We start from the raw sequence: 24180 nt of genomic DNA, 5'->3' as shown, positions 1-24180 counted from the left end.
AGGCCTTTCCGTGACGGATGCGTGGGGGTCCTCCCCCTGCTCCCGGAGGCGGAGCCGGGAGTTCGGGGAGGTCGCGGTCAGTGCTGGTAGCCGTACACGCCGCGCGCCTGGTCGCGGACTAGTCGGCCCTTCTCCAGCTCGATGACGCGCTTGCGCATCTGGTCCACGATGTTCTGGTCGTGCGTCGCCATCACGACGGTGGTGCCGGTCCGGTTGATCCGGTCGAGCAGCTTCATGATGCCGACGGAGGTCTGCGGGTCCAGGTTTCCGGTGGGCTCGTCCGCGATCAGCAGCTTGGGCCGGTTCACGAACGCTCTCGCGATGGCCACCCGCTGCTGCTCACCGCCGGACAGTTCGCCGGGCATCCGGTCCTCCTTGCCGCCGAGGCCGACGAGGTCGAGCACCTGCGGCACGGACTTGCGGATCTCGCCCTTCGACTTGCCGATCACTTCCTGCGCGAAGGCGACGTTCTCGGCGACCGTCTTGTTGGGCAGGAGACGGAAGTCCTGGAACACGGTCCCCAGCTGGCGGCGCATCTGCGGCACCTTCCAGTTGGAGATGCGCGCGAGGTCCTTGCCCAGTACGTGCACCTGGCCATGGCTGGCCCGCTCCTCGCGCAGGATCAGCCGCAGGAAGGTGGACTTTCCGGAGCCGGAGGATCCCACCAGGAACACGAACTCGCCGCGCTCGACCTCCAGGGAGACATCCCTCAGAGCGGGGTGGGTCTGCTTGGCGTAGACCTTGGAGACGTTGTCGAATCGGATCACGGATGCACCACAGGCCGTCGGGAGTAGATGAGCGTGACCATACGCGACCCGGGTACACCGCCGCAGGCGCCGAGACGGGTTGCTTGAGGGTTGTGTGCTTTTGTACCCGGGCAGCATTCGAGGGAGAAAAGCGGGCGGTGCCCCGGGAGGGCGTGGGGCCGCCCCGCCACCCCGCACAGGGCGCCTGCCCGTCCCCCGCAAGGGAACCCGCGCGCCCTCCGGAGGAACCTGGCACAGTGGAGGGGGAACGTATCCGTTCCCGAGGGCGTTGTGTACGTGGGAACCGGTGCAAGGAGGGCGAGCGCATGACGTACGACCGGCTGGTGTGCGCGAACTGCGCCGCGCCCGTGAACGAAGGCCGCTGCCCCGTCTGCCGCGCGAACCGCGCGCGACTGCAGCAGGAGGGCCCCTTCGGAGGCCTCAACCCCATGGCGCTGATCGCGCTGCTCGCCGTGCTGATCGCGGCGGTCGCCCTGCTGGCCCACCAGACCGCGTAGGGGACACGCGCCCTCAGAGGGTGACGGGCAGAGCGCTGGATCACGAGGGCCCACGAGAGACGGACAAGGGAGAAGGGCCCGGAGCCGATGGCTCCGGGCCCTTCTCGCGTCCTCACGTGCTCTCACACACGGGCCGCCTGCGACCTGCGTCAGGCAGCGGCGCCGCGGCCGTTCATGAGGCGGGGCAGCATACGGAAACCGATGCCGCCGGCGATCATCGTGGCGGCGCCGATCAGCAGGAACGTGACGTTCTCGGCGGCGCCGGTCTCGGCCAGTTCGCCGCCGGTGCCCTGGGCGGAGGTGTCCGAACCGGTGTCGGTCAGGCTCTCCTTGCCCGCACCCTGCTCGACGGGCTTGGAGCCGCCGTCGGGGTCGGTGTCGTTGCCGCCACCGTTGCCGCCGTTGCCGCCGTTTCCGCCACCGTTGCCGGGGCTGGTCGGCTCGTCGGTGGGCTCGTCGGTCGGTTCCTCGGTGGGCTCGGTGGGCTCCTCCGTGGGCTCGGTGGGCTCATCGGTGGTGGGCGGGTCCGTCGGGATCACCGTCGGTTCCTCGGTCGGCTCGGTGGGAGTCGGGGCCGGGGTCGTCGGGTCCTCGACACCGATGCCGACGCCGACACCGCTCTCGTCGACACTGGCGCCGACGTTCAGGCCGCCCACGTTGACACCGACATCGAGCGCCGAAGCGGCACCGGCGGCGGTCAGCGAGGCACCGGCGGCGATCACCGTGCCGGCGGCTATCCGCGCGATCCGGATCCGGGTCTTCTTGGTCATCTGGTTGCTACCCCCAGTAGCTCATCGTCAGTGGTGCAGCGCCCGGGGCAGCGTCGTCGGGGATGGCTCAGTGGAAGCCCCCGGTTTCACATGCGCCCCAGAAATACGCATGCCACGCGTTACCATTCCCACTTTTCAAAGCAACGTCAAGGTCGTTGCGACCGCGATGTCCAGATCACGCTCTTTTGACCGGTGCAGCAACTTGTGAGTGTGACGTAAAACCCAGACATCGCCCTACACAAAGGGCAACTGCCGTCCGATGGACTGCAGTTGCCCTGTCGACAAAGCGACGTGCACAAATGTCGCTTACTTCTCCTGCTGCTTGCGCCAGCGAATTCCGGCCTCGAGGAATCCGTCGATCTCACCGTTGAAAACGGCCTCGGGGTTTCCGACTTCGCACTCGGTGCGCAGGTCCTTGACCATCTGGTACGGGTGCAGGACGTACGAACGCATCTGGTTGCCCCAGGAGTTGCCGCCGTCGCCCTTGAGCGCGTCCATCGCGGCCTGCTCCTCCTGGCGGCGCCGCTCCAGCAGCTTGGCCTGGAGGACGTTCATCGCGGACGCCTTGTTCTGGATCTGCGACCGCTCGTTCTGGCAGGACACGACGATGCCGGTGGGGAGGTGGGTCAGCCGCACCGCGGAGTCGGTCGTGTTGACGCCCTGGCCGCCGGGGCCGGACGAGCGGTACACGTCCACCCGCAGCTCGGACTCGTCGATCTCGATGTGGTCGGTCTGCTCCACGACGGGCAGCACCTCCACACCGGCGAACGACGTCTGGCGGCGTCCCTGGTTGTCGAAGGGCGAGATGCGCACCAGCCGGTGCGTGCCCTGCTCGACCGAGAGGGTCCCGTACGCGTACGGGACCTGGACGGCGAAGGTGGTCGACTTGATGCCGGCCTCCTCCGCGTACGAGGTCTCGTAGATCTCCGTCTTGTACCCGTGCTGCTCGGCCCACCGCAGGTACATCCGCTGGAGCTTCTCGGCGAAGTCCGCGGCGTCCACGCCACCGGCCTCGGCACGGATGTTGACGAGGGCCTCCCGGGAGTCGTACTCGCCGGAGAGCAGCGTCCGGACCTCCATCTCGTCCAGCGCCTTCTTGACGGCGACGAGCTCGGTCTCGGCCTCGGCACGGGTGTCCGGGTCGTCCTCCTCCTCGGCCATCTCGAAGAGCACACTGAGATCGTCGATGCGCCCGCGGAGCGCATCGGCCTTGCGCACCTCCGCCTGGAGGTGGCTCAGCTTGCTGGTGATCTTCTGCGCTGCTTCGGGGTCGTCCCACAGGGACGGTGCCGCCGCCTGCTCCTCGAGCGCGGCGATGTCTGCCCTCAGCTTGTCGAGGTCCAGGACGGCCTCGATCGACTCCATGGTCGAGGAGAGGGACTTGAGCTCTTCGGATACATCGACGACTGCCACGCCCCCCAGCGTAACGGCTCCGCCAAGTGAGGTCGGCCGGAGAGCGGGGAGGCCTCTCGTACCGGCCGGTCTCCGGGGTGCCGCCCCCGGATTCCGGCTTCGCACCGGCCGACCCCGTCCTCGGACACCGGACGGGCCGCCCCTCAGGCGCTCAGGCGCTCGAGGAGCGGAAGCGCGGGGGCGGCGCCCCGAGTGTGTGACGGGAACGGGCAGGGGCGGCGGGGACGGCCCGTTCGCTCACGGTGCGGACGGTGCCGAGGTCTCCGTGTCCTGGGGGGTCGCGCCGGAGTCGTCCCCCGACGTGGCGAGCCAGGCGCCACCCCCTATGGCGGCGACGAGGGCGACCCCGGCCACCCCCAGCGTGATCCGCCTGCGCCGGGCGGAGGCCCGGTGCCGCGCGGACCCCGGGCGCGGCGCACCCGCGGCCCGCGGAGCCCGGGCCGTGCCCCGGGCTCCGCCCGCGAGCTCGTCCGGCCCCGGGACCCTCATCGACGTGTGCGTGTCACGGTTCGAGTCGGGCTTGGCGCCCGGCACCAGGGGAACGGCACCGCGCCGCACCCGCTCCCGCGGGGCCTCCGGCTCGGCCGGCGCGTCCTCGTAGGCGGCGTCCCCCTCGCCCTCCGGCTCGTCCACGTCCAGCGGCGGCATGCCCGTGAGCAGCGGCAGCTGCTCACGCAGCCGCTCGCCCAGCTCGGACGCCCGCAGCCGGGAGGCCGGTGCCTTGGCCAGACACTGCACGAGCAGCGCCCACAGTTCTTCGGGGATCCCGGGCAGCGGGACGACGGTCTCGGTGACGTGCCGGCGAAGGACCGCGCCGGGATGCCCGCCGCCGAACGGCGTGAATCCCGCGAGGAGTTCGTACAGCACCGTCGCCAGCGCGTAGATGTCGACGGCCGCCCGGGGAGGCAGCCCCTCGATGATCTCCGGCGCCAGGTAGTCCGGCGTACCGATGATCTTCGTCGCCCGGGTCCGCCGCGGTGAGTCGATGAGCTTGGCGACCCCGAAGTCCGTGAGCAGCGCGGGGTGCGCACCGCCGGGCCCGAGCGGCCCCTGCATGTCGAGGAGCACGTTCTCGGGTTTCACGTCCCGGTGCACGACGCCTGCCGCGTGCGCCGCGGCGAGGCCGTCCGCCACGTCCGCGACGATGGCGACGGCCGCCTCGGGCGCGAGCCGCCGCTCCCGGTCGAGCCGGGTCCGCAGGTCCGTGCCGCGGACGAGGTCCATGACGAGTGCGAGATCGGTGCCGTCGACCACGAGGTCCCGCACCGAGACGACGTGCGGATGGTCGAGGCCCAGCAGGGCCGTCCGCTCCTGCACGAAACGTCCCACCAGCTCCTGGTCGGACGCGAGGTCCTCACGCAGCAGCTTGATGGCGACGGGGCCCTCGGGTCCCTCGCCCAGCCACACCGTGCCGGCGCTGCCCCGCCCCAGGATCTGGTGCGCGGTGTACCGGCTGCCGATCTTCCGTACCAAGACTGCTCCTACGGGCGCGTGTTGGCGACAAAACTACGCGCCCGTAGCGCCAACCTTCACTTCGGCGACGGAAATCACCCCCCAGGTGTCGACAAATCCCCAGAACCGCAGTGCGGTTCTGGGGATTTCAGGGGATCAAAGTCCCAAAACACCTGGAACGGCCCGTCGCCGTCGAAGGGGCTACGCCCCGGAGCCTCCGCCCAGCTTCTCGACCCATCCGGAGACCGTGCCGAACCAGTCCGACAGCTGGGCCCAGTACCCCTTGGTCGTCCCGATCCAGCCCTGGAGCGGGCTCAGCTCCCAGACCAGCCATCCGGCGACGAACAGGATGACGATGCTGAACAGGCAACCCTTGAGGCAGCCGAGCCCGGGGATCCTCATCGGACTGCCGCCGCGCTGCCGGGGCGGCCGGGGCTCGCGCGGCGGACGCGGCGCGGGCTGCTGGGGCTGCTGCGGCGCCGGGGCGTACCGCTGCTGCTGGGGCTGGGGCGGCTGCGGGGCGTACCCCTGCGGCTGCTGTCCCTGGCCCTGGGGATAGCCGTATCCGGGCTGGTTCTGCGGCGGCCGCTGCTGAGGGCGCTGCTGCTGGGGCCGCTGGCGCGGCTGGGGCTGCTGCTGCGGCCGGGCGACCTGCCGCTGCGGGCGCCGCCTCAGCGGATCCTCGTTCGGGTCGACGTACGACTGCACCTGCGTCGCCTCGTTGCGGTCGCGGGCCGCGCGCAGCTGGTTCTGCCAGGGGTGCGGGTCCTCGGGGCCGCCGCCCGGCTGGTTCGGCGGCACCGGCGGCATCACCGCGGTCGGGTCGGCGGCGCCGCGGTGGGGCAGTACGGCGGTCGGGTCGGCGGCGCCCGCGCCCGTGTGGGGCAGGACGCTGGTCGCGCCGTTCGGGTCGTAGCCGGCGGCGCCCTGCGGAAGCACCTGGGTGGGGTCGGCGGCCCCGGGGATGCCCGGCACGGCGGCGGGCGCCGGATCGGGGGCGAGGAGAACACCCACGGCCTCGGCGGCGGCGATCTGCGCGGAGTTCGCGTGCACCCCGATGCCCTCGGCGACCGTACGGAGGCCGCGGGCGAGGTTCTCCGCGCTGGGCCGTTCGTCGGGGTTCTTGCGCAGACAGCGCTCGATGACGGTCCACAGCGGGTCCGGAACCGTGGAGGGCCTGCGCGGCTCGGCGCTCAGGTGCTGGTGGAGGACCTCCAGAGCGGACCCGCCACCGAACGGCGGACGCCCGGTGACCAGCTCGTACATCATGATTCCGGCGCCGTAGATGTCGACGGCGGAGGTCTGCGGGCGGCCCTCGGCGGACTCCGGCGCGACGTACGCGGGCGTGCCGACGAACTCGTGGGTGCGGGTCAGGCCCGGCGAATCGGCGAGACGGGCGATGCCGAAGTCCGTCAGCATCGGGTGCATCTGGCCGCCGTTCTGCTGGAGCAGGACGTTCGCCGGCTTCAGGTCGCGGTGCACGACACCGTCGGCGTGACTGGCGGCGAGCGCGTCGGCGACCTGGGCGGTGAGGAGGGCGGCGGCCACCGGCGAGAACGGGCCGTTCTCGCGCAGGTAGCGGTGCAGGTCGGGACCGTCGATCAGGTCCATGACCAGGGCCAGCAGATCACCCTCGACCACGAGGTCCCGTACGCGCACGATGTTCGGGTGGGTCAGGCGCAGCAGCACCGAGCGTTCCCGGAGGAACCGCATCACGATGTCCGCGTCGTTGGCGAGCTCCTCCTTGAGGACCTTGATCGCCACGGTCTCGCCGGGCTGACCGGCCACCGCCGCTTCCGCACCTGCGGTCTCCCGCTGGCGGGCCCGCCAGACGGTGCCCGTGGCGCCGCGCCCGAGTGGCTCCTCGAGCAGGTACTTGCTGCCTACCGGCCGCACGTCATGCGCTCCCTGCTGCTTGCTTGCCTGGTCCGTCCACCGTGGTACCGGTGGTTCCGCCCCACTCTAATGCCGCCGAACACGGCACCGGGCTGTCGTCGTGCTGCGGTTTCCTCCGCCTCGCCCACCCATGCATTACGTGGCGCTTTCCCGTATGTGTTCGATGAAAAGACGCTCGCTTCGGGTGGTTTGGTTGCCGGATCTTGACGTGACCGATCTCAACCGGGCATTGGTCAGGCACTTTTGCGGGCAGAGCCGACCAATCAAGATCACTTGCCTGCGGAGGACGGGCGTGTTGTCAGTAGCAGGTGCGAGGATGCTTTCCGTACTGGCCGACGTGCCCGTGCGCGGTGGGGGGATCTGCGGTGGGGGACCGTGGGACAGCTCCGTCGCGGGCACCCGCGACAGAAGGGACCGCTGACGGCGATGCAGATCCGGCTGACCGTCGTAGACCCGCTGGGCACACGCCCCGACGGGCGCCCCGCGTCCTGCGACGTGCTGGTCACAGCACCCGCCGGGACCGCGCTCGCGGCGGTGGCCTCCGGCCTCGCCTCGGCGGTCGGAGGCGAGGGCGCCGGGGTGTTGTACGCGGAGGCGGAGCGGCTCGACGCACAGCGCTGCACGCTGGGTGAGCCACCTCTCATGGACGGCGCCGTGCTGTCCCTGGGCTCCCCCGCGCAGCCAGGTCCCGATGTCGATCCCGCCGCCGCGCAGCTGCGCGTGGTCGCCGGGCCCGACGCCGGGGGCGTCCATCTGCTGCACGGCGGCCGGATCGACATCGGCCGCTCCGCCGACGCCGACGTGCCTCTGGACGACCCGGACGTCTCCCGTCTGCACTGCGCCGTGACCGTCGCGGCGGACGGCCACGTCTCGGTCGCGGACCTGGGCTCCACGAACGGCACGGTGCTGGACGGCAGGCGCGTGGGCGAGCGCCCGGTGCGGTTCGCGCCGGGGGCGCTGCTGAGGGTGGGCGAGTCGGCCCTGCGCCTCGCCCCGCCGGGCGAACCGGCCGACATCCGGGAGACCGCTCCGGACGGCGAGGGACACGTACGGGTGGTGGCGGCGCCGGAGGCCCCCGGGCGGGACCGGCCGACTCCGCAGCCCGCGCCCGGCCGACCGGGGACGGGAACAGGAACGGGAGAGCGTCAGGGGCAGGGCCGAGCGCCCGCCGCCTCCGGCGACACCGGGGCCGAGGCCTCCGCCGCGAGGGTGCCCCGCGCTCGGGACGGGGGCTCCTCCGGGGACTCCCGCTCCCCGGTCGCCCCACCTGCCGGGGAGACCCATCACGGATACGGCACGGCCGGGTGGGGCGCCGCCGAGGGCGGTGCCACCGAGGCCCAGGGGCACCTGCCCCCGGGGCCGCACATGGTGCCCGGCCAGAGCGGGGCACCCAGGATCGAGCGCGCCGACGACCCCAGAAGGCCGTCCGAGCGGACCACGGACGCCCGGCATCCCGTGGAGGGTCAGGGACTCGGCGAAGGCCAGGGACCCGGTGAGGGCAAGCGGAAGGGCACCCCTTTGCGAGGCACGCCCGTGACCCGCAGGCGCGGGCTCTCCGCGTGGGCCCGCCGGCTGGCGGGCGGCCGGAGCGAGGAGCCGGACCCCGAGGACGAGACGTACGAGGTGTACGAGGCACCGTCCGCCGAGCCCGTCGACCCCGGCGCACCCGAGCCCGAGCGGTGGCCCGATCCCGCCGCGCTGCTGCTGGCGGCGCTCGGTCCGGGGCCGCGGCTGTGGGAGCGCGGACCGGGACACCAGGAAACGCTCACCGTCCGGCTGGGCACGGCGGACCGGAGCGCGCCCGACGGCTCCGGGCTGCTGCCCGCCGTCCCGGTGACCACCGGACTGCGGGAGGTCGGGGCGCTCGGTCTGGCCGGGCCGCGCGAGCGCCTCTCGGGGCTCTCGCGCGCGGTGGTGGCCCAGCTCGCCGCGCTGCACTCCCCCGACTCGCTGGAGATCACCCTCCTCAGCACGGACCGCTCGCGCTCCCTGGAGGAGCGCACCGCCGAGTGGTCATGGCTCGGCTGGCTGCCCCACCTGCGCCCCACGCACGGCCAGGACTGCCGCCTCCTCCTCGCCTACGACCGCGAACAGGCGACGGCGCGTACGGAGGAGCTGATCCGCCGTCTGGAGGACCACCTGACGGAGACGGGACGCGCCGCCGAGCGGGGGCACGCCCGGCTCGGCGCCGGCTCACCGGACGACAGCGGGGCCTTCGCGTCCCGCCCGGGCAATCCGGACGGCGCCGACGCGGCCGCCCCCACCGACCCGTACGCCACCGGCCGGAGCGGCCGGGACGCCTCCGGCGCGCACGACCCCGGCACCCTCGCGCCCGCCGACGGAAGCCATCCCGCCGTACGCGACAGCAACGTCACCCACCTGGGGCTCCCCCGCAGCGGCACCCAGACCGGTGATCCGCGAGGCAGGAGCCGGCGGCCCTCCTGGGCGCGGTCGGACGACCCGGCGGACACCGAGTGGCCCGGTCCCCACACCGTCGTCGTGGTGGACGGCGACCCCGGCTCGGCCGGCGTGCGGGAAGCCGTGTCACGGCTCGCGTCCGAAGGTCCCCAGGTCGGCATCCATGTCATCTGTCTCGCCGAGACACCGGCCGCCTCACCCGCCTCGCCCGTGGCCGACACGTACGAGGCGGCCTGCGCGGTGTCGCCCGCGTTCCGGGACTGCGGAGCGGTCGCGCTGCTCAGCGGTGACGTGGCGACGGCCCTGCGCCTGCTGCGCGTGGCTCCCGGCCCCCAGACGCCCGGCGGGCCGGGCGGGCCCGTCGGCCACGGGACGGTCGCCGCGGTGGACGCCGTTTCCATGGCGTGGGCAGAGCGCTTCGCACGGGCCCTCGCGCCCTTGCGCACGGAGGCCTCGGCCGGCGAGCGGCACACACGCGTGTCCGCGCCGCTGCCCCAGTCCGCTCGGCTGCTGGACGAGCTGGGCCTGGCGAGGGCCACCCCCGCGTCGCTGATGGCGCGCTGGGCGGACGCGGCCGACGACGCGGAGGCGCTCGGCGGCCGGGCCACGGCCGTGCTCGGCGCCGGGCCGCGCGGCCCCGTCTGCGTGAACCTCACGGACGAGGGCCCGCACCTGCTGATCGAGGGCCCGTCCGGCAGCGGGCGTACGGAACTGCTGCGTTCCGTCGCCGCGTCGCTGGCCGCCGCGGAGCGGCCCGACCGGCTCGGCATCGTGCTGGTCGACGGCCGGGACGGCACGGGCACCGGCGGCGCCGCCGCACGCGGGGACGGGCTCCAGGTCTGCACGGACCTGCCGCACGTCACGACACACCTGGGCGCCCACGATCCCGTACGGATGCGGGAGTTCGCGCAGTCCCTGTCCGCCGAGCTGAAGCGGCGGGCCGAGCTGCTCGGACGTCTCGACTTCGCCGAGTGGCACGCGCGTCCGGAGAGGTCGGGCCGGGTCGTCGCCCAGCGTTCGGCGGGCTCCGCGGCCAGACAGGCCACGGGCACGGTCTCCGGCTCCGCCTCCGGCGCCGGAGATCTCGACACACCTCCCAGCTCCACCCTGCGGCTGCGGCCCGCCGCGGCCCGTTCCCGGCCGGACGCGGGCCCCCCGCTCCCCCGGCTCGTCGTGGTCGTCGACGATCTGGACGCCCTGCTCTCCCCCGCGCTGGGCTCCCCCGGGCGCCCGGCCGCCGGTTCCGTCGTACGGGCCCTCGAATCGGTCGCCCGGGACGGTGAGCGGCTCGGGGTCCACCTGGTTGCGGCGACCGGCGGCGGAGCCCGTACGGACGAGACGGAGCTGGCCCGGCGGGCCGGCCTCCGGGTCGTCCTGGAAACCCCCGGGTCCGGTCCGGAGGAGCCGTCGCCCGGGCGGGGCAGGCTCAGCGGACCGGCCAGTCGGTCGACGCCCTTCCAGGGCGGCCGCGTCACGGGCCGTATCCCGCGCACGGCGACGCTGCGTCCCACGGTCGTGCCGCTGGAGTGGGCCCGTATGGGTGATCCGCCCGCGCGGCGGCCCGTCCGCGAGCTGGGCAACGGGCCCACCGACCTGGCGCTGCTGGCCAGTGCCCTGGAGCGGGCCGCCCGCTCCGTCTCGGCGACGGAGGTGCCGTCGCTCCTGTGACCGCCGGGCCCTGTGCCCCCGCCGGCCGTCCAGGCTGGGAAGCAGGGGCGGGGCCCCGCTTCTCCGGGGCGCGGGGAACCGCGCGGCCGGCCCCACCCGCCGACAGCCGACAACTCGCCCCGTCGGCCCCAGCCCCACGTCACGACGCGGTTACGATCACGCCCTTGACACCGCAGGCGCCCTTGCCGCGTGCAAGCGCACGGGCGTAGACCAAGAGCGCACGGGACAGCGCCGAATCGTTCGACGAAGAACGGGGCAAGTCATGCGCAGCAGCACACTCCGTATCAACAGGCCTTACAGGAAGAGCGCAACCGCGAAGGCCGCGGCCGCCGTCGTCGCGGGGGCGATGGCGCTCACGCTCACGGCGTGCGGCGGTGACGACGACAAGGGCGACGAGGGAGGCGGGGGAAGCGAGACCGGCGCCGCCGCCAGTGTCGAGCTCCCCAAGCTCGACGGCCAGAAGCTGGAGGTCGCGGCCGTCTGGACCGGACCCGAGCAGGAGAACTTCACCAAGGTCCTGGACGAGTTCGAGAAGCGGACGGGCGCGGAGGTCAGCTTCGTACCGACCGGCAACAACACCTCCACCTTCCTGGGCACGAAGATCCAGGGCGGCAAGCCGCCGAACGTGGCGTTCCTGCCGCAGGTCGGCGTCCTCCAGCAGTTCGCCGACAAGGGCTGGGTCAAGCCCCTGGGCACCGAGGCACAGGCGCAGCTCGACAAGAACTTCTCCACGGGCTGGAAGGACCTGGGCGCCGTCGGGGGCAAGCAGTACGGCGTCTACGCGAAGGCCGCCAACAAGTCGCTGGTCTGGTACAACACGGCGGCGTTCGAGGCGGCGGGCATCACGGCCGAGCCCAAGACGTGGGACGAGTTCGTGCAGACCGCGCAGACCCTGTCGGACGCGGGTTCGCCCGCGGTCTCCATCGGCGGGCAGGACGGCTGGACCCTCACCGACTGGTTCGAGAACATCTACCTCTCGCAGGCGGGCCCGGAGAAGTACGACCAGCTGGCCAAGCACGAGATCAAGTGGACCGACCCCTCCGTGAAGGAGGCCCTGACCACGCTGGCGCAGCTGTGGGGCAAGGACGACCTGATCGCGGGCGGCAAGGCCGGCGCCCTGCGCACCGAGTTCCCCAAGTCGGTGACGAACACCTTCTCCGGTGACACCCCGGCCGCGATGGTCTACGAGGGCGACTTCGTCGCGGCGAACATCAACGCCGACACGAAGGCGAAGATCGGCACGGACGCCAAGGTCTTCCCGTTCCCGGCGGTCGGCGACGAGTCGCCGGTGGTCAGCGGTGGCGACGTGGCGGTGGCGCTGAAGGACGACAAGGGCTCGCAGGCCCTGCTGACGTTCCTGGCGTCGACCGACGCGGCCGAGATCTGGGCGGCGCAGGGCGGCTTCATCTCCCCCAACAAGGAGATGAACGCGGAGCGTTACAAGGACGACGTGACCCGGGACATCGCCAAGGCGCTGCTCGCCGCGGGTGACGACTTCCGCTTCGACATGTCCGACCAGGCCCCGGCCGCCTTCGGTGGCACCCAGGGCGCGGGCGAGTGGAAGGCGCTGCAGGACTTCCTGAAGACCCCCTCGGACGTCGAAGGCGCGCAGCAGGCTCTCGAGGCGGCTGCCGCCAAGGCGTACAAGAGCTGACGGCCGTTGATGTCGTCGCAGGTGGCGACGGCGGGGGGCGCGGCAGGTCCGGTGCCCCCCGCCGGCAAACGCAAGAGCGTGATCGGTACGCGGTGGTGGGTGGCGGGGCTGTTCCTGCTGCCCGCGGTCGTGCTGCTCGGCGCGCTCGTGGTCTACCCGATCGGGTACTCGGTCTGGCGCAGTCTGTACGACGCCGACGGCTCGGGCTTCGTGGGTCTCGGCAACTACGGTGACATCTTCTCGGACGACGCCACGTTCACCGCGGTCAAGAACACCGCGATCTGGGTCGCGGTGGCGCCCGCCCTGGTCACCGGGCTCGGCCTGATCTTCGCCGTGCTGACCGAACGGGTGCGCTGGTCGACGGCGTTCAAGCTCGTCATCTTCATGCCGATGGCGATCTCCATGCTCGCCGCGGGCATCATCTTCCGGCTCGTGTACGAGGCGGACCCCGACCAGGGCGTGGCGAACGCCGTGGTGGTGGGCGTGCACGACACCTTCGCCGAGTCGTCCGTGTATCCGAAGGCGCGCCCGTCCACCGAGAGCGGTCTCAAGGCGTCCGGCGAGGGCTCGTTCACCTCGACGGGCACGGTGAGCGCGGGCTCCCCGGCCCTGATCCCGCTGGTCGGCATCGCCCCGAACAAGGTGCCGGGCGACCCCGGGGACGCCCAGGCCGCCGAGGCCTCGGGCGACGGGGTGTCCGGCACGGTCTGGCTGGACTTCAAGCTGGGCGGCGGGGGCGAGAAGGGCGCCGTCGACGCGGGCGAGAAGGCCCTTCCCGGGATCAAGGTCGAGGCGGTCAAGGACGGCAAGGTCGTGGCCTCGGCGAAGGCGGGCGACGACGGTACGTTCACGCTGCCGGCGTCGGCGGACGGTGCCCGGCTCCGGTTGCCCTCCTCGAACTTCGCGGCGGCCTACAACGGCGTCGACTGGCTCGGCCCGTCCCTGGTCACTCCGGCCATCATCGGCGCGTACGCCTGGATGTGGGCCGGTTTCGCGATGGTGCTCATCGCGGCGGGCCTCGCCGGGGTGGACCGCAACCTGCTGGAGGCGGCCCGGGTCGACGGGGCCAACGAGTGGCAGGTGTTCCGCAGGGTCACGGTTCCCCTGCTCGCTCCGGTCCTCGTGGTCGTGCTGATCACGCTGATGATCAACGTGATGAAGATCTTCGACCTGATCTACATCATCGCCCCGCAGCCCACCCAGGACGAGGCCAACGTCCTTGCGCTGCAGCTCTACAACGCGTCCTTCGGCGGTGGCGGCGACCTGGGCCTCGGCAGCGCGATCGGCGTCGTACTGCTGCTGCTCGTCCTGCCCGTGATGATCGTCAACATCCGCCGACTGCGAAGGGAGCGCCGACGGTGACCGCACCCTCCGTACCTCTGAAGGAACCCCCCGTGGCAGTGGAGGAGTCCGGTCGGCCGCCGCGCTCGCTCGGCTCCAGGCTCGCGAGCGGCGCGGCCGGCGGCGTCATGCGGGTCTTCCTCATCCTGGTCGCGCTGCTCTGGGTCACACCGACGGTCGGACTGCTCGCCTCGTCGTTCCGTGACCCGACCGACATCGCCGCCTCCGGCTGGTGGGACGTCTTCAGCAAGCCGTCCCAGCTCACCACCGAGAGCTACTCGACGCTGCTCGGCAAGGAGGAGATCACCGACTCCCTGCTCAACACGATCTGGATCACTGTGCCGGCCACCACCCTGGTCATCGTGATCGGGGCCATGGCCGGATACGCCTTCGCCTGGATGGACTTCAAGGGCCGCGACTGGTGGTTCCTGGCCGTGGTGGCGCTGCTGGTGGTTCCGGTGCAGGTCGCCCTGATCCCGCTGTCCGATCTCTTCGGCGACATCGGGATCTTCGGCAGCATCGTCGGCGTCATCCTCTTCCACGTGGGCTTCGGCCTGCCGTTCGCGATCTTCCTGCTGCGCAACTTCTTCGCGGAGATCCCCCGTGAACTCCTGGAGGCGGCACGGCTCGACGGCGCGGGCGAGACCCGTCTGTTCATGACCGTGATCCTGCCGCTCGGCGGGCCGGCGATCGCCTCGCTGGGCATCTTCCAGTTCCTGTGGGTGTGGAACGACATGCTGGTGGCGCTGGTCTTCTCGGACTCCGGATCACGGCCGCTGACGGTCGCGCTGACCGAGCAGACCCGGCAGTTCTCCGGCAACATCGAGACGCTCGCACCCGGTGCGTTCATCTCGATGGTGATCCCACTGGCCGTGTTCTTCGCGTTCCAGCGGCAGTTCGTGTCCGGCGTGATGGCGGGGTCCGTGAAGTGACGTCCTGAGTGCACGCGTTGGGGGGCGGGCCGACACGGTCCCGCCCCCCTTCGCGTCGCTCCGGGGTCCCCCACATGCCGCATCCGGCGTAACCACGTAACCCCTTCGGCCGTTTCCGGGCAATATGGCCGCGCCGACCCATGGATGTCCCTTGCCCCGGTTCAGTGTCATTGTCCCCGCGTACCAGGTGCAGGCGTATCTGCACGAGTGCATGGCGTCGGTCCTCGAACAGTCCTTCACCGATCTCGAGTTGATCGCTGTCGACGACTGCTCACCGGATGCCTGCGGTGCGATCATCGACGAGTTCGCGGCCCGCGACGCGCGCGTGCGGGCCGTCCACCTCAAGGAGAACGTGGGTCTCGGCCGGGCCCGCAACGCAGGCATGCGGTACGCGACCGGCGACTATCTGATCTTCCTGGACGGCGACGACAGCCTCACCCCGCACGCGCTGCGGGAGATCGCCGACCGCGTCAAGGAGACCGGTGATCCGGACGTCCTGGTCTACGACTACGCGCGCACCTTCTGGTCGGGCGAGACGGTCCGCAACGTCCGGGCGGGCCAGCTCACCGAGGAGGGCCCGGCGCCGTTCCGTCTCGACGACAGGCCGGGACTGCTGAACGTCCTCATGGTCGTGTGGAACAAGGCGTACCGCCGGGAGTTCGTCGAGCGGGAGCGGTTCGCGTTCCCGCCCGGCTACTACGAGGACACTCCCTGGACGTTCCCGGTCCTGATGGCCGCCGAGACCATCGCGACGCTCGACCGCGTCTGTGTCCACTACCGGCAGCGGCGTCAGGGGAGCATTTTGGGCACGACCAGCAGCAGGCACTTCGACATCTTCGACCAGTACGACCGGGTCTTCGCCCATCTCGACGCGCACCCCGAACTGGCCCAGTGGCGTCCTGTCCTGTTCCGTCGCATGGTCGACCACCTGTCGGCCGTCTTCCTCAAGCGCGACCGGCTGCCGCGCGGCACCCGTGCCGCGTTCCTGCGCAAGGCCCGTGCGCACCACCGCCGTTACCGCGTGGGTGACGCGGGCCTCCCGTCCGGCAACCGGCTGCGGCACGCGCTGGTACGCCTCGGCAGTCATCGCGCGTTCCGCGCGCTGTGGACGGCGACGCGGCTCAAGCGGCGGGTCGCGCGGCTCACCGGGGCGCTGGCCCGCGGTGTCCGGACGGCCGCGCTCCGGCTGCACTACGGCGTCCAGCGCCGACTGCCCGTGCGGACCGACCACGCCGTGTTCGCCGGCTACGGGGGGCGGGGTCACGGCTGCAACCCGGGGGCGCTGGAGGCCGCGTTCCGTACGCTCGCGCCGGGGATGCGCACCGCGTGGATCGCGGACCCCGAGTTCCACCACACGATCCCGACGGGCACGCGCAGGCTGACGCCGGGCTCCGCCGCGTACTGGACGGCGCTCGCCCGGTCCAGGTACCTCGTCGACAACGTCGGCTTCGACCGCCGGCTGGTGAAGCGGCCCGGCCAGGTCATGATCCAGACGCAGCACGGCACGCCGCTCAAGCACATGGGCCTGGACCTCCAGGACCGCCCGGCGGCGGCGCGCGGCACGGACTTCGCCGAGGTGCTGCGCGGCGCCGACCAGTGGGACTACTGCCTGTCGGCCAACCGCCACTCCACGCTCGTCTGGGAGCGCGTCTTCCCGTCCGGCTACACGACGCTGGAGTACGGCCAGCCGCGCAACGACGTGTTCCAGAAGGCGACGCCGACGGACGTGGCCCGGCTGCGTGAGTCCCTCGGCATCCCCGAGGGCTCGGTGGCGGTCCTGTACGCGCCGACGCACCGCGACTACCTCCGCACCCAGCGCGCGGCGCTCGACCTGGAGCGGGTGCTGCGCCGGCTCGGCCCGCGCTTCGTCCTGCTGACCCGCGCCCACCCCGCGTACCGGGCCCCGCTGGCCCGCGGCGGCGGCCGGCTGATCGACGTGTCGGACCATCCGAGCGTCGAGTCGCTGTGCCTCGCCTCGGACGCACTGGTCACCGACTACTCGTCGCTGATGTTCGACTACGCCAATCTCGACCGGCCCATCGTGATCCACGCGGACGACTGGGAGGCGTACGAGGCGGCCCGGGGCACCTACTTCGATCTGCGCGCCTTCCCGCCCGGCGCGGTCGCGCGCAGCGAGGACGAGCTGATCGACATCTTCGCGACGGGCCACTGGCGCGGTTCGCGCTCCGCGCAGCTGCGAGCGGCGTTCCGGGAGCGCTTCTGCCCCTACGACGACGGGCGGGCCGCGGAGCGCGTCGTACGCCATGTCGTGCTCGGTGAGACGGCCGGACTGCCCGCGGTGGTGCCGCTGGAGGAGCGTCGTCCGGTGCCGTCGGCCGCGGACCGGAACACGCTCTCACCTCTCACCACCGTCCCGACATCCGGCGTTTCCGTTCCCGTCGTTGACAGACCCTGAAGCACTCCGGTCCCATCCCCAGGCACAGGAAATCCACAGACCCCGTTTTACGGAGTACTCATGACTTCCAGCACCACCGAACTGCCCCGTCCCAAGGCCCTGTCGGAGGTCAAGGGCTGGTTCCGTGCCGTCGACCAGCAGTTGTTCGACTGGTTTCTCTCCGGGCAGCTGGACCGCGCGCAGCAGGGCGACCTGCTCGAACTCGGCGCGTACATGGGCAAGAGCGCGATCTTCATGGCCTCGTACCGGCGCGACGAGGACGCCTTCACGGTGTGCGACCTCTTCGACTCGGAGGCTCAGGACGCGGCCAACCTGAAGGAGATGAACAAGTCGTACTCGACGCTCACCCGGCGTGCCTTCGAGGCCAACTTCTCGGCGTTCCACGAGAGGCTGCCCGAGGTCGTCCAGGCTCCGACGTCGGTGGTCGCCGACCGGGTCGCGGACAACAGCTGCCGTTTCGCGCACATCGACGCCTCGCACCTGTACGAGCACGTGCACGGGGACATCGAGGCCGTGCGGGACATCCTCCTGCCCGACGGCGTGGTCGTGCTGGACGACTACCGCGCCGAGCACTGCCCGGGTGTCGCCTGCGCCACCTGGGGGGCGGTGGCCACGCTCGGCCTGCACCCCATATGCGTGACCGGCACGAAGTTCTACGGCACCTGGGGCGATCCGGAGCCGCTGCGCGACGCGCTGCTGGAGTGGCTGGCGGCCCGTGACGACATGTGGCACGAGGTGCAGCAGGTCGCGGGGCACGGAATGATCCGCATCGACGGCAGGAAGGCGACCGAGCCGAAGCATCCGGTCTCCCGGTACGCGGCCGAGGAACCGCCCGCGTCCGCCGCGTCCGCCCGGCCGGCCGTGCCGGTCCAGCGTGCGGCGTCGTCCCGGCCCGCTCCCGCCCGTCCCGCCGCCCGCCCCCGCCGTGCCCGCAAGCTCGCCAAGGACCTGCTCCCGCCGATCGTCACGAGGGCGCTGGTGAGGCGCCGCCGCAAGGACTGACGCCGCCGGCGGCAGGAGCGTTCCTCCGGGGACGCGGGGCTTCGGCACACGCAGGTTCGCCGCGTGCGCGACCAGTCCGCTCCAAGCCGCACGTGCTGTCGTCCCGGCGGGGCCGGTCGCCCCGCCGGGACGGCAGCACCACCCAGCACAGACAGAAAGAGCACCACACCACATGCCCCGCTTCAGCATCATCGTCACCGTCCAGGACGTCGCGGGGCGGCTCCCCACGGCTCTCGACGCGGTCCTCGCCCAGTCCTTCACCGACTTCGAGCTGATCGCGGCCTGCGGGACCCCCGGTTCCCCGGCGGGCACGGTCGCCGCCGAGTACGCCGGGCGGGACCCCCGGGTCGTCCTCGTCACCGGTTCACGCGACGCGGGGCTGCGGGCGGCCGCGGGAACGTACCTGCTGTTTCTGGAGGCGGGGGACGCGCTGACGCCGGGGGCGCTCGCCGTGACGGACGCGCGGCTGCGGGAGGCCCGCGAGGCCGGGGGCGAGGCCGACGTACTGCGCCTCGGCCACGAACGCGTCCCGTGGTGGGAGGGCGAGCCCGAGCCGGAGCTGTTCGAGGACGCGGACCCCACCGACGTACGGCTGCCGGTGTGGGCCACGGCCTACCGCCGCGCCTTCCTCCGCGAGCACGGGCTCGCCTTCCCCGAGGGACGCCGAACGGACCTCGGCTGGGCCGGGCTGGTGGCGCTCGCGGCCGGGCGGACCGAGGTGCTGGACACGGTCTGCGTACGGCGTACCGAGCGCAGGCGGAGCGGTGGTACGCCGCCCCGCCTGCAGGCGGAGCTCCTCGACCAGGTCGAGCTGGTCCTGGACCGGGCCGCCGCACAGGGACTCCCCGAGGACCGGCTGCGCGCCCTCTTCGGGCAGCTCTTCGCCGAGGTCCTCGACTGCGCGGCCGGCAACCCCCGCGACAGGGCCTTCTTCCGCCGTACGGGCAGGCTCCACCGGCGCCACCGCCCGGCGGGTCACCGCACCCCGGGTGTGCGGAACCGGTTGCTCCGGCGCGGTGCGTCCACGGCGTTCCGCACGCTCGTGGCTCTCGGCGGACAGACGGCGCGGGCGCGGGCGTACGCGGCCCGCACCACGTCGCGGTGGCGCCGGGCCCTCACCTACGCGTGGCACCTGCGCAGGCCGCTGGACGAGAACCTCGCCGTCTTCGCCGCCTACTGGGGCCGCGGCTACGCCTGCAACCCGGCGGCCGTCCACCGCACGGCACGTGAACTCGCCCCGCACATCCGGTCGGTGTTCCTGGTGAAGGAGAGGGAACTGCCGCACATGCCCGAGGACGTGGAGAGCGTGGTGATCGGCAGCAGGCGGTACTGGCAGGTGATGGCCCGGGCGAAGTACACGTTCAACAACGTCAACTTCGAGACGGCCGTGCGCAAGCGGCCCGGCACCGTGCACGTCCAGACGCATCACGGGACGCCGCTGAAGCGGATGGGCGTCGACCAGATCGAGTACCGGGCCGTCGCGGCGGCCACGGGGAGCTTCGGCCGGCTGATGCAGCGCGTGGACCGCTGGGACCACTCCCTGTCCTCCAACGCGCACTCCACGGAGGTCTGGTCGGGTGCCTACCCCAGCGCCTTCACGCACCTGGAGTACGGCTATCCGCGCAACGACCGCTTCTACACGGCGGAACCCGGTGAGGTCGCCGCGATCCGCGAGCGGCTCGGCATCCCCGCGGACCGGGTGGCGCTGCTGTACGCGCCGACCTACCGGGACTATCCGCGTGACATCTCCGCGCAGTTCGACCTGGCGCGGTTCTGCGCGGAGCTCGGGGAGGAGTTCGTGGTGCTGTTGCGGGCGCACTACTTCCTCGACGGCAACGCCGATCTGCGACAGGCCGTGGCGGACGGGCGGTTGATCGACGTGACGTCGCTGCGGGAGACCGAGGACGTCTGTCTGGCCTCGGACGCGCTGATCACGGACTACTCGTCCATCATGTTCGACTACGCCAACCTCGACCGGCCGATCGTCACGTACGCCGACGACTGGGACGTCTACCGGGACACCCGGGGCGTCTACTTCGACCTGCTCGCCGAGCCTCCGGGCCATGTCGCCCGTACCCAGGACGAGTTGCTCCGGGTCCTCACGTCGGGAGAGTGGGCGGACGAGCGGTCCGCCGGGCTGCGGGCCCGCTTCCGTGAGCGGTTCTGCGCGTTCGACGACGGGCGGGCCGCCGAACGGGTCGTACGGCGGGTGCTGCTCGGGCAGCCCGAGGAGGAGCTGCCGCCGCTGATCCCGCTGCGGGAGCGCCTGCCCGTGCCGGCCGCGGCCGTGTCGCGCCCCCGTACGCCGGCGCACTGATGCCGTCACGTCCTCCGACAGCCACAGACCAGCAAGTTCCCGGACCTGGAAGTGCCATGCCCCGCTTCAGCATCGTCGTGCCCGTCCACAACGTGCAGGGCTACCTGCGCACCTGTCTGGAGTCGGTCCTCGGCCAGTCGTACGGCGACCTCGAGCTGATCGTCGTCGACGACCGCTCCCCGGACGGGAGTCCGGCGATCATCGACGAGTTCGCGGCCCGCGACGAGCGGGTCGTGCCGGTCCATCTCCCCGTCAACGGCGGTATCGGCCCGGCCCGCAACCACGGCGCGAAGCTGGCGCGGGGCGAGTACCTGCTGTTCCTCGACAGCGACGACAGCTACACACCGGGCACGCTGCGGGCGATCGCCGAGCGCATCGACGCGACCTCCCGGCCGGACATCGTCCTGTTCGACTACGCGCGCACGCACTGGTACGGCGCGGTGAAGCGCAACCGGGACGCGGCGGTGTTCGAGGCGCCGGGACCGGAGGTGTTCACGGTCGCCGAACGCCCCGACCTGCTCGACCTGTTCACGGTCGTCTGGAACAAGGCGTACCGCCTCGACTTCTTCCGCGAGGGCGGCTTCGCCTTCCCCACCGGCTTCTACGAGGACGCGGTGATCGTCTACCAGACGCTGTGGACGGCCCGCACGATCACGCTCGTCGACCGGGTCTGCGTGTACTACCGGCAGCGCCGCCAGGGCAACGCGATGCGCACGCCGAGCCGGGAGCACTTCGAGGTGTTCGCCCAGTACGAGCGGCTGTTCCGGTTCGTCGAGGAACGGCCGGAGCTGGAGCGGTGGCGTGGTTTCCTCTACGACCACATGGCGGACCACTACCTGTTCATCCTCCGCCAGCAGGACCGCGTACCGCCGGCGTCCCGGCCCGAGTTCCACCGGCGGGCGGCGCAGGACCTGCGGGTGTACCGCCCGAGCGGTCACCGGCTCGGCGCGCACATCCCGCGGACGTCCTTCACGCTCCTCGCCCGGGCCCCCTACGCCCTCTACGGGCTGCACCGCGCCGCCGCCGTGAAGCGTGCCGGACTGCGCAGGCGTTACCGGGTGTGGCGCCGACGGCTGCGCAGGGTGCTGCTCGCGCTGCACCGGCGCCTGGTCCTGCGGCGGGGGCTCGACCCGAACCTGGCGGTGTACTCGGCCTTCTCGCACCGGGGTGTCCTCGGCGACCCGGCGGCGATCCACCGCAAGGCCCGGGAGATCGCCCCGCACATCCGGGGCGTGTGGGTGGTCGGGAAGGAGTACGTGGACACGCTGCCGCCGGATGTCGAGCACGTCCTGCCGGGCAGCCGGGCGTACCGCAGGGTGACGGCGCGCGCCACGTACCTGGTCAACAACGTCAACTGGGCGAACGACCTGGTGAAACGCGAGGGCGCCGTCCACATCCAGACCCACCAGGGCACCCCGCTGAAGTCGATGGGCGCGGATCTGCTGAAGTACCCCGGTGCGCGGCGCGGTTTCAGTGTCCCGAAGATGCTGCTGCGGGCCGACCGCTGGGACTACAGCCTGGCCGCCGACGCGTACTCGGAGCAGGTCTGGGACCGCGCCTACCCCTGCGACTTCACGTCCCTGCCCTCGGGCAGCCCGCGCAACGACTGCCTGGTCGTGCCGGAGCAGGGCCGGCGGGAGTCCGTACGCGGGCGGCTGGGCGTCCCGGACGACAGCACCCTGATCCTGTACGCGCCGACCAACCGCGACCACCGCCAGGGCGGTTACGCGCCGACCTGCGACCTGGAGCGGCTGGTGGCCGGCCTGCCCGGCGACCACGTCCTGGCGGTCCGGCTGCATCCGTCGCTGGCCCAGCACCACGAACGCGGTCTCGGGCTGCGGGACCTGGCCGGGCGCGGTCTCGTGCTGGACGTCACGGACGAGCCGCGGGTGGAGGATCTGCTGCTCGCCTCCGACGCGCTCATCACCGACTACTCGTCGCTGGTGTTCGACTACGCGCACCTCGACCGGCCGATCGTCCTGCACACCTACGACCTGGACACGTATCTCGCCGGGCGCGGCACGTACTTCGACGTCACCGAGCGGCCGCCGGGCCATGTCACCCGTGACGAGGACGAGCTGGCGCGGCTGTTCGCGTCGGGCGCGTGGCGGGACGAGGAGTCGGCACGGCTGCGGGCGGACTTCCGTTCGCGGTTCGGCGGGTACGACGACGGGCGGGCCGCGGAGCGGGTCGTACGGACGTTGATGCTGGGCGAGGACATGGCGCTGCCCAGGGTTCCCGCGCCCGGCGCCCCGAGCGACGCCCTGACCCGCTCATGAGGGCTCGCCCCGCCGCGTGGGTGCTGTTCCTCGCCGCGCTGTTCGGCTGCCTCCAGCTCGCCAACGTCACCGGGCGCGACTCGCCCGACAGCCGCAACTACCTGTCGTACGCGCTGAGTCTGGGCGGCGCGGACAAGACGGAGGCGGCGGGGCGGAGCATCGCGTACCTGTGCGCGAGCCGGGGCGAGACGGCCTCCCGGAACCACAGTGTGGACGTCCGGCGCTTCCGTGCTCCCGATCCGGGGCCGAAGGTGCGGGCGCAGTGCCGGGGCTACTACGAGTGGAAGGTGGGGCGGCGCCTCGACGCGGGGCAGACGTCCGGCTGGACCGCGCCGTTCATGAGCGAGCGGTTCATGCGGATCTTCGAGGTGCGGCCCGGGTACCCGCTGCTGCTCATGCCGTTCGTGACCCTGCTCGGGGTGACGTGGGGGCTGTGGGCGGCGGGGGTGTGCGTCGCGGCGGCCGGCGGCGTGCTGGTGTTCCTCGTCCTGCGGACGGTGGGCGCTCCGGTGGGTGCCGCGCTGACCGGGCAGGCGCTGTACTACGTGCTGCCGACGGGTGCGACCGCGATGCGGCCCATGGCCGAGGGCACCATGATGGCGCTGACCCTGGCGGTGCTGTGGGGGTGCGCGCTGGTGCTGCGCGGGCGGTCCGGCGGGGCTCCGGTGGCGGTGTCGCTGGCGCTGCTCTTCACGGTGAAGCACTCGCAGGCGCTGTTCCTGTCGGTGTGTCTCGCCGGGGCGCTCTGCCTGGTCGGCCTCCACCGCAGGAGGGCGGGACGGCCGGCGGGGGACGCCGTGCGGACGCTGCTCAAGGTGACTCTGGGGGCGGCCGTGGGGACGGTCCTGCTCGCCCGGCTGCTGCGCTATCCGTCGGAGTCGGACAGTCTCCAGGACCTTCTGACCGATCACTTCGTCCGGCCCGACCGGGAGCGCCCCTGGCGGGAGTTCCTCCATCTGGAGGTCAACTTCTGGACGGAGTGGCTGCGGCGGCAGCTGGCCGAACCGCTGTTCCTGGTACTGGTCGCGGCCGGCGGGTGGGGCGCGCTTCGGCAGCGGCCCGCCTTCGGGGTGCTGCTTCTCGGCGCCGCGGGGACCGGGGTGCTGAGCATCGCCGCGCATCCCGACATCGCCATCGACCGGCTGATGGTGATGGTGTGGCTGGTGCCGGTGGTGGGGCTGCCGCTGCTCCTGGCGGAGCACGTCGGCGGGCGGACGCCGGAGCGGGCCCCTGCCCTCGCCCTTCCCGCCCCCACCGGGGGCTCCGCCCTCGCAGCCCCGCTCCTCAGGCGGCGCCGAGGCTGAGCATCCGCGGACGGGCCGACACCTTCCGGCCCGTCCGGCGCCCGAGGGCGAGAA

At 72.2% G+C, this 24180-nt stretch carries 15 protein-coding genes; 10 read left to right on the top strand and 5 right to left on the bottom strand.

Annotated elements, in window-relative coordinates; genetic code table 11:
- Nucleotides 1–77: 77 nt before the first annotated feature.
- Nucleotides 78–767 carry a cell division ATP-binding protein FtsE gene (gene ftsE, locus O1Q96_RS06045; RefSeq protein ID WP_107015900.1) on the bottom strand — a complete coding sequence of 230 codons (690 nt, stop codon included), beginning with the start codon at nucleotides 765–767 and terminating at the stop codon, nucleotides 78–80.
- 305 nt (nucleotides 768–1072) lie between these two features.
- Between ftsE and O1Q96_RS06040 the strand changes: the two genes are divergently transcribed.
- Nucleotides 1073–1264, top strand: a complete 192-nt coding sequence (locus tag O1Q96_RS06040) for a hypothetical protein (protein ID WP_217453454.1) — start codon at nucleotides 1073–1075, stop codon at nucleotides 1262–1264.
- A gap of 149 nt (nucleotides 1265–1413) precedes the next feature.
- Here the strand turns inward: O1Q96_RS06040 and O1Q96_RS06035 are convergent, their stop codons facing one another.
- The 4 genes from O1Q96_RS06035 to O1Q96_RS06020 form a co-directional block, all read right to left on the bottom strand.
- Complete coding sequence (locus O1Q96_RS06035) at nucleotides 1414–2034, bottom strand: LPXTG cell wall anchor domain-containing protein (RefSeq protein WP_269247178.1); 621 nt, start codon at nucleotides 2032–2034, stop codon at nucleotides 1414–1416.
- Nucleotides 2035–2340: 306 nt separating this feature from the next.
- Entirely contained in the window at nucleotides 2341–3447 is a 1107-nt protein-coding gene (prfB, locus tag O1Q96_RS06030) for a peptide chain release factor 2 (RefSeq protein WP_269247177.1), read from the bottom strand.
- A 237-nt stretch (nucleotides 3448–3684) separates the two neighbouring features.
- Nucleotides 3685–4920, bottom strand: coding sequence for a protein kinase domain-containing protein (locus tag O1Q96_RS06025; RefSeq protein ID WP_269247176.1), 1236 nt, complete (start codon nucleotides 4918–4920; stop codon nucleotides 3685–3687).
- A gap of 180 nt (nucleotides 4921–5100) precedes the next feature.
- Nucleotides 5101–6795: a serine/threonine-protein kinase gene (locus O1Q96_RS06020; protein ID WP_269247175.1), complete on the bottom strand. Its 1695-nt coding sequence runs from the start codon at nucleotides 6793–6795 to the stop codon at nucleotides 5101–5103.
- Between the two features lie 426 nt (nucleotides 6796–7221).
- Between O1Q96_RS06020 and O1Q96_RS06015 the strand changes: the two genes are divergently transcribed.
- The 9 genes from O1Q96_RS06015 (at nucleotide 7222) to O1Q96_RS05975 (ending at nucleotide 24126) form a co-directional block, all read left to right on the top strand.
- The gene (locus O1Q96_RS06015) at nucleotides 7222–10881 is read left to right on the top strand and encodes an FHA domain-containing protein (RefSeq protein ID WP_269253498.1); all 3660 of its coding nucleotides are present in this window, start codon (nucleotides 7222–7224) and stop codon (nucleotides 10879–10881) included.
- 262 nt (nucleotides 10882–11143) lie between these two features.
- On the top strand, nucleotides 11144–12535 hold the full coding sequence (locus O1Q96_RS06010; RefSeq protein WP_269247174.1) for an ABC transporter substrate-binding protein: 1392 nt from the start codon (nucleotides 11144–11146) through the stop codon (nucleotides 12533–12535).
- Nucleotides 12536–12544: 9 nt separating this feature from the next.
- Nucleotides 12545–13897: a carbohydrate ABC transporter permease gene (locus O1Q96_RS06005; RefSeq protein WP_269247173.1), complete on the top strand. Its 1353-nt coding sequence runs from the start codon at nucleotides 12545–12547 to the stop codon at nucleotides 13895–13897.
- A gap of 107 nt (nucleotides 13898–14004) precedes the next feature.
- A complete protein-coding gene (locus O1Q96_RS06000) occupies nucleotides 14005–14808 on the top strand; it encodes a carbohydrate ABC transporter permease (protein WP_269253497.1) in 804 nt (267 codons plus the stop codon).
- 151 nt (nucleotides 14809–14959) lie between these two features.
- Nucleotides 14960–17224 (top strand): bifunctional glycosyltransferase/CDP-glycerol:glycerophosphate glycerophosphotransferase, encoded by a 2265-nt coding sequence (locus O1Q96_RS05995; RefSeq protein WP_269247172.1) that lies wholly within the window; start codon nucleotides 14960–14962, stop codon nucleotides 17222–17224.
- 60 nt (nucleotides 17225–17284) lie between these two features.
- Nucleotides 17285–18226 (top strand): class I SAM-dependent methyltransferase, encoded by a 942-nt coding sequence (locus tag O1Q96_RS05990; RefSeq protein WP_269247171.1) that lies wholly within the window; start codon nucleotides 17285–17287, stop codon nucleotides 18224–18226.
- A 172-nt stretch (nucleotides 18227–18398) separates the two neighbouring features.
- The gene (locus tag O1Q96_RS05985) at nucleotides 18399–20543 is read left to right on the top strand and encodes a bifunctional glycosyltransferase/CDP-glycerol:glycerophosphate glycerophosphotransferase (protein ID WP_269247170.1); all 2145 of its coding nucleotides are present in this window, start codon (nucleotides 18399–18401) and stop codon (nucleotides 20541–20543) included.
- 56 nt (nucleotides 20544–20599) lie between these two features.
- Nucleotides 20600–22822, top strand: coding sequence for a bifunctional glycosyltransferase/CDP-glycerol:glycerophosphate glycerophosphotransferase (locus O1Q96_RS05980; protein ID WP_269247169.1), 2223 nt, complete (start codon nucleotides 20600–20602; stop codon nucleotides 22820–22822).
- On the top strand, nucleotides 22819–24126 hold the full coding sequence (locus O1Q96_RS05975) for a hypothetical protein (RefSeq protein ID WP_269247168.1): 1308 nt from the start codon (nucleotides 22819–22821) through the stop codon (nucleotides 24124–24126). The genes O1Q96_RS05980 and O1Q96_RS05975 overlap by 4 nt, the downstream gene beginning before the upstream one ends.
- The last annotated feature ends 54 nt before the right edge of the window (nucleotides 24127–24180 follow it).

It is taken from the genome of Streptomyces aurantiacus (assembly GCF_027107535.1).
GTDB lineage: Bacteria > Actinomycetota > Actinomycetes > Streptomycetales > Streptomycetaceae > Streptomyces.
Note: the sequence above shows the minus strand (reverse complement) of the source record. Positions and strands in the feature narration are given on the sequence as shown.

What these genes read in the sequence shown, in the direction of transcription:
- O1Q96_RS06040 (WP_217453454.1), top strand. Translation starts at nt 1,073, where the DNA reads ATGACGTACGACCGGCTGGTGTGCGCGAACTGCGCCGCGCCCGTGAAC.
- O1Q96_RS05985 (WP_269247170.1), top strand. Translation starts at nt 18,399, where the DNA reads ATGCCCCGCTTCAGCATCATCGTCACCGTCCAGGACGTCGCGGGGCGG.
- O1Q96_RS05980 (WP_269247169.1), top strand. Translation starts at nt 20,600, where the DNA reads ATGCCCCGCTTCAGCATCGTCGTGCCCGTCCACAACGTGCAGGGCTAC.
- O1Q96_RS05975 (WP_269247168.1), top strand. Translation starts at nt 22,819, where the DNA reads ATGAGGGCTCGCCCCGCCGCGTGGGTGCTGTTCCTCGCCGCGCTGTTC.
- O1Q96_RS06005 (WP_269247173.1), top strand. Translation starts at nt 12,545, where the DNA reads ATGTCGTCGCAGGTGGCGACGGCGGGGGGCGCGGCAGGTCCGGTGCCC.
- O1Q96_RS06010 (WP_269247174.1), top strand. Translation starts at nt 11,144, where the DNA reads ATGCGCAGCAGCACACTCCGTATCAACAGGCCTTACAGGAAGAGCGCA.
- O1Q96_RS05990 (WP_269247171.1), top strand. Translation starts at nt 17,285, where the DNA reads ATGACTTCCAGCACCACCGAACTGCCCCGTCCCAAGGCCCTGTCGGAG.
- O1Q96_RS06035 (WP_269247178.1), bottom strand. Translation starts at nt 2,034, where the DNA reads ATGACCAAGAAGACCCGGATCCGGATCGCGCGGATAGCCGCCGGCACG.
- O1Q96_RS06000 (WP_269253497.1), top strand. Translation starts at nt 14,005, where the DNA reads ATGCGGGTCTTCCTCATCCTGGTCGCGCTGCTCTGGGTCACACCGACG.
- O1Q96_RS06015 (WP_269253498.1), top strand. Translation starts at nt 7,222, where the DNA reads ATGCAGATCCGGCTGACCGTCGTAGACCCGCTGGGCACACGCCCCGAC.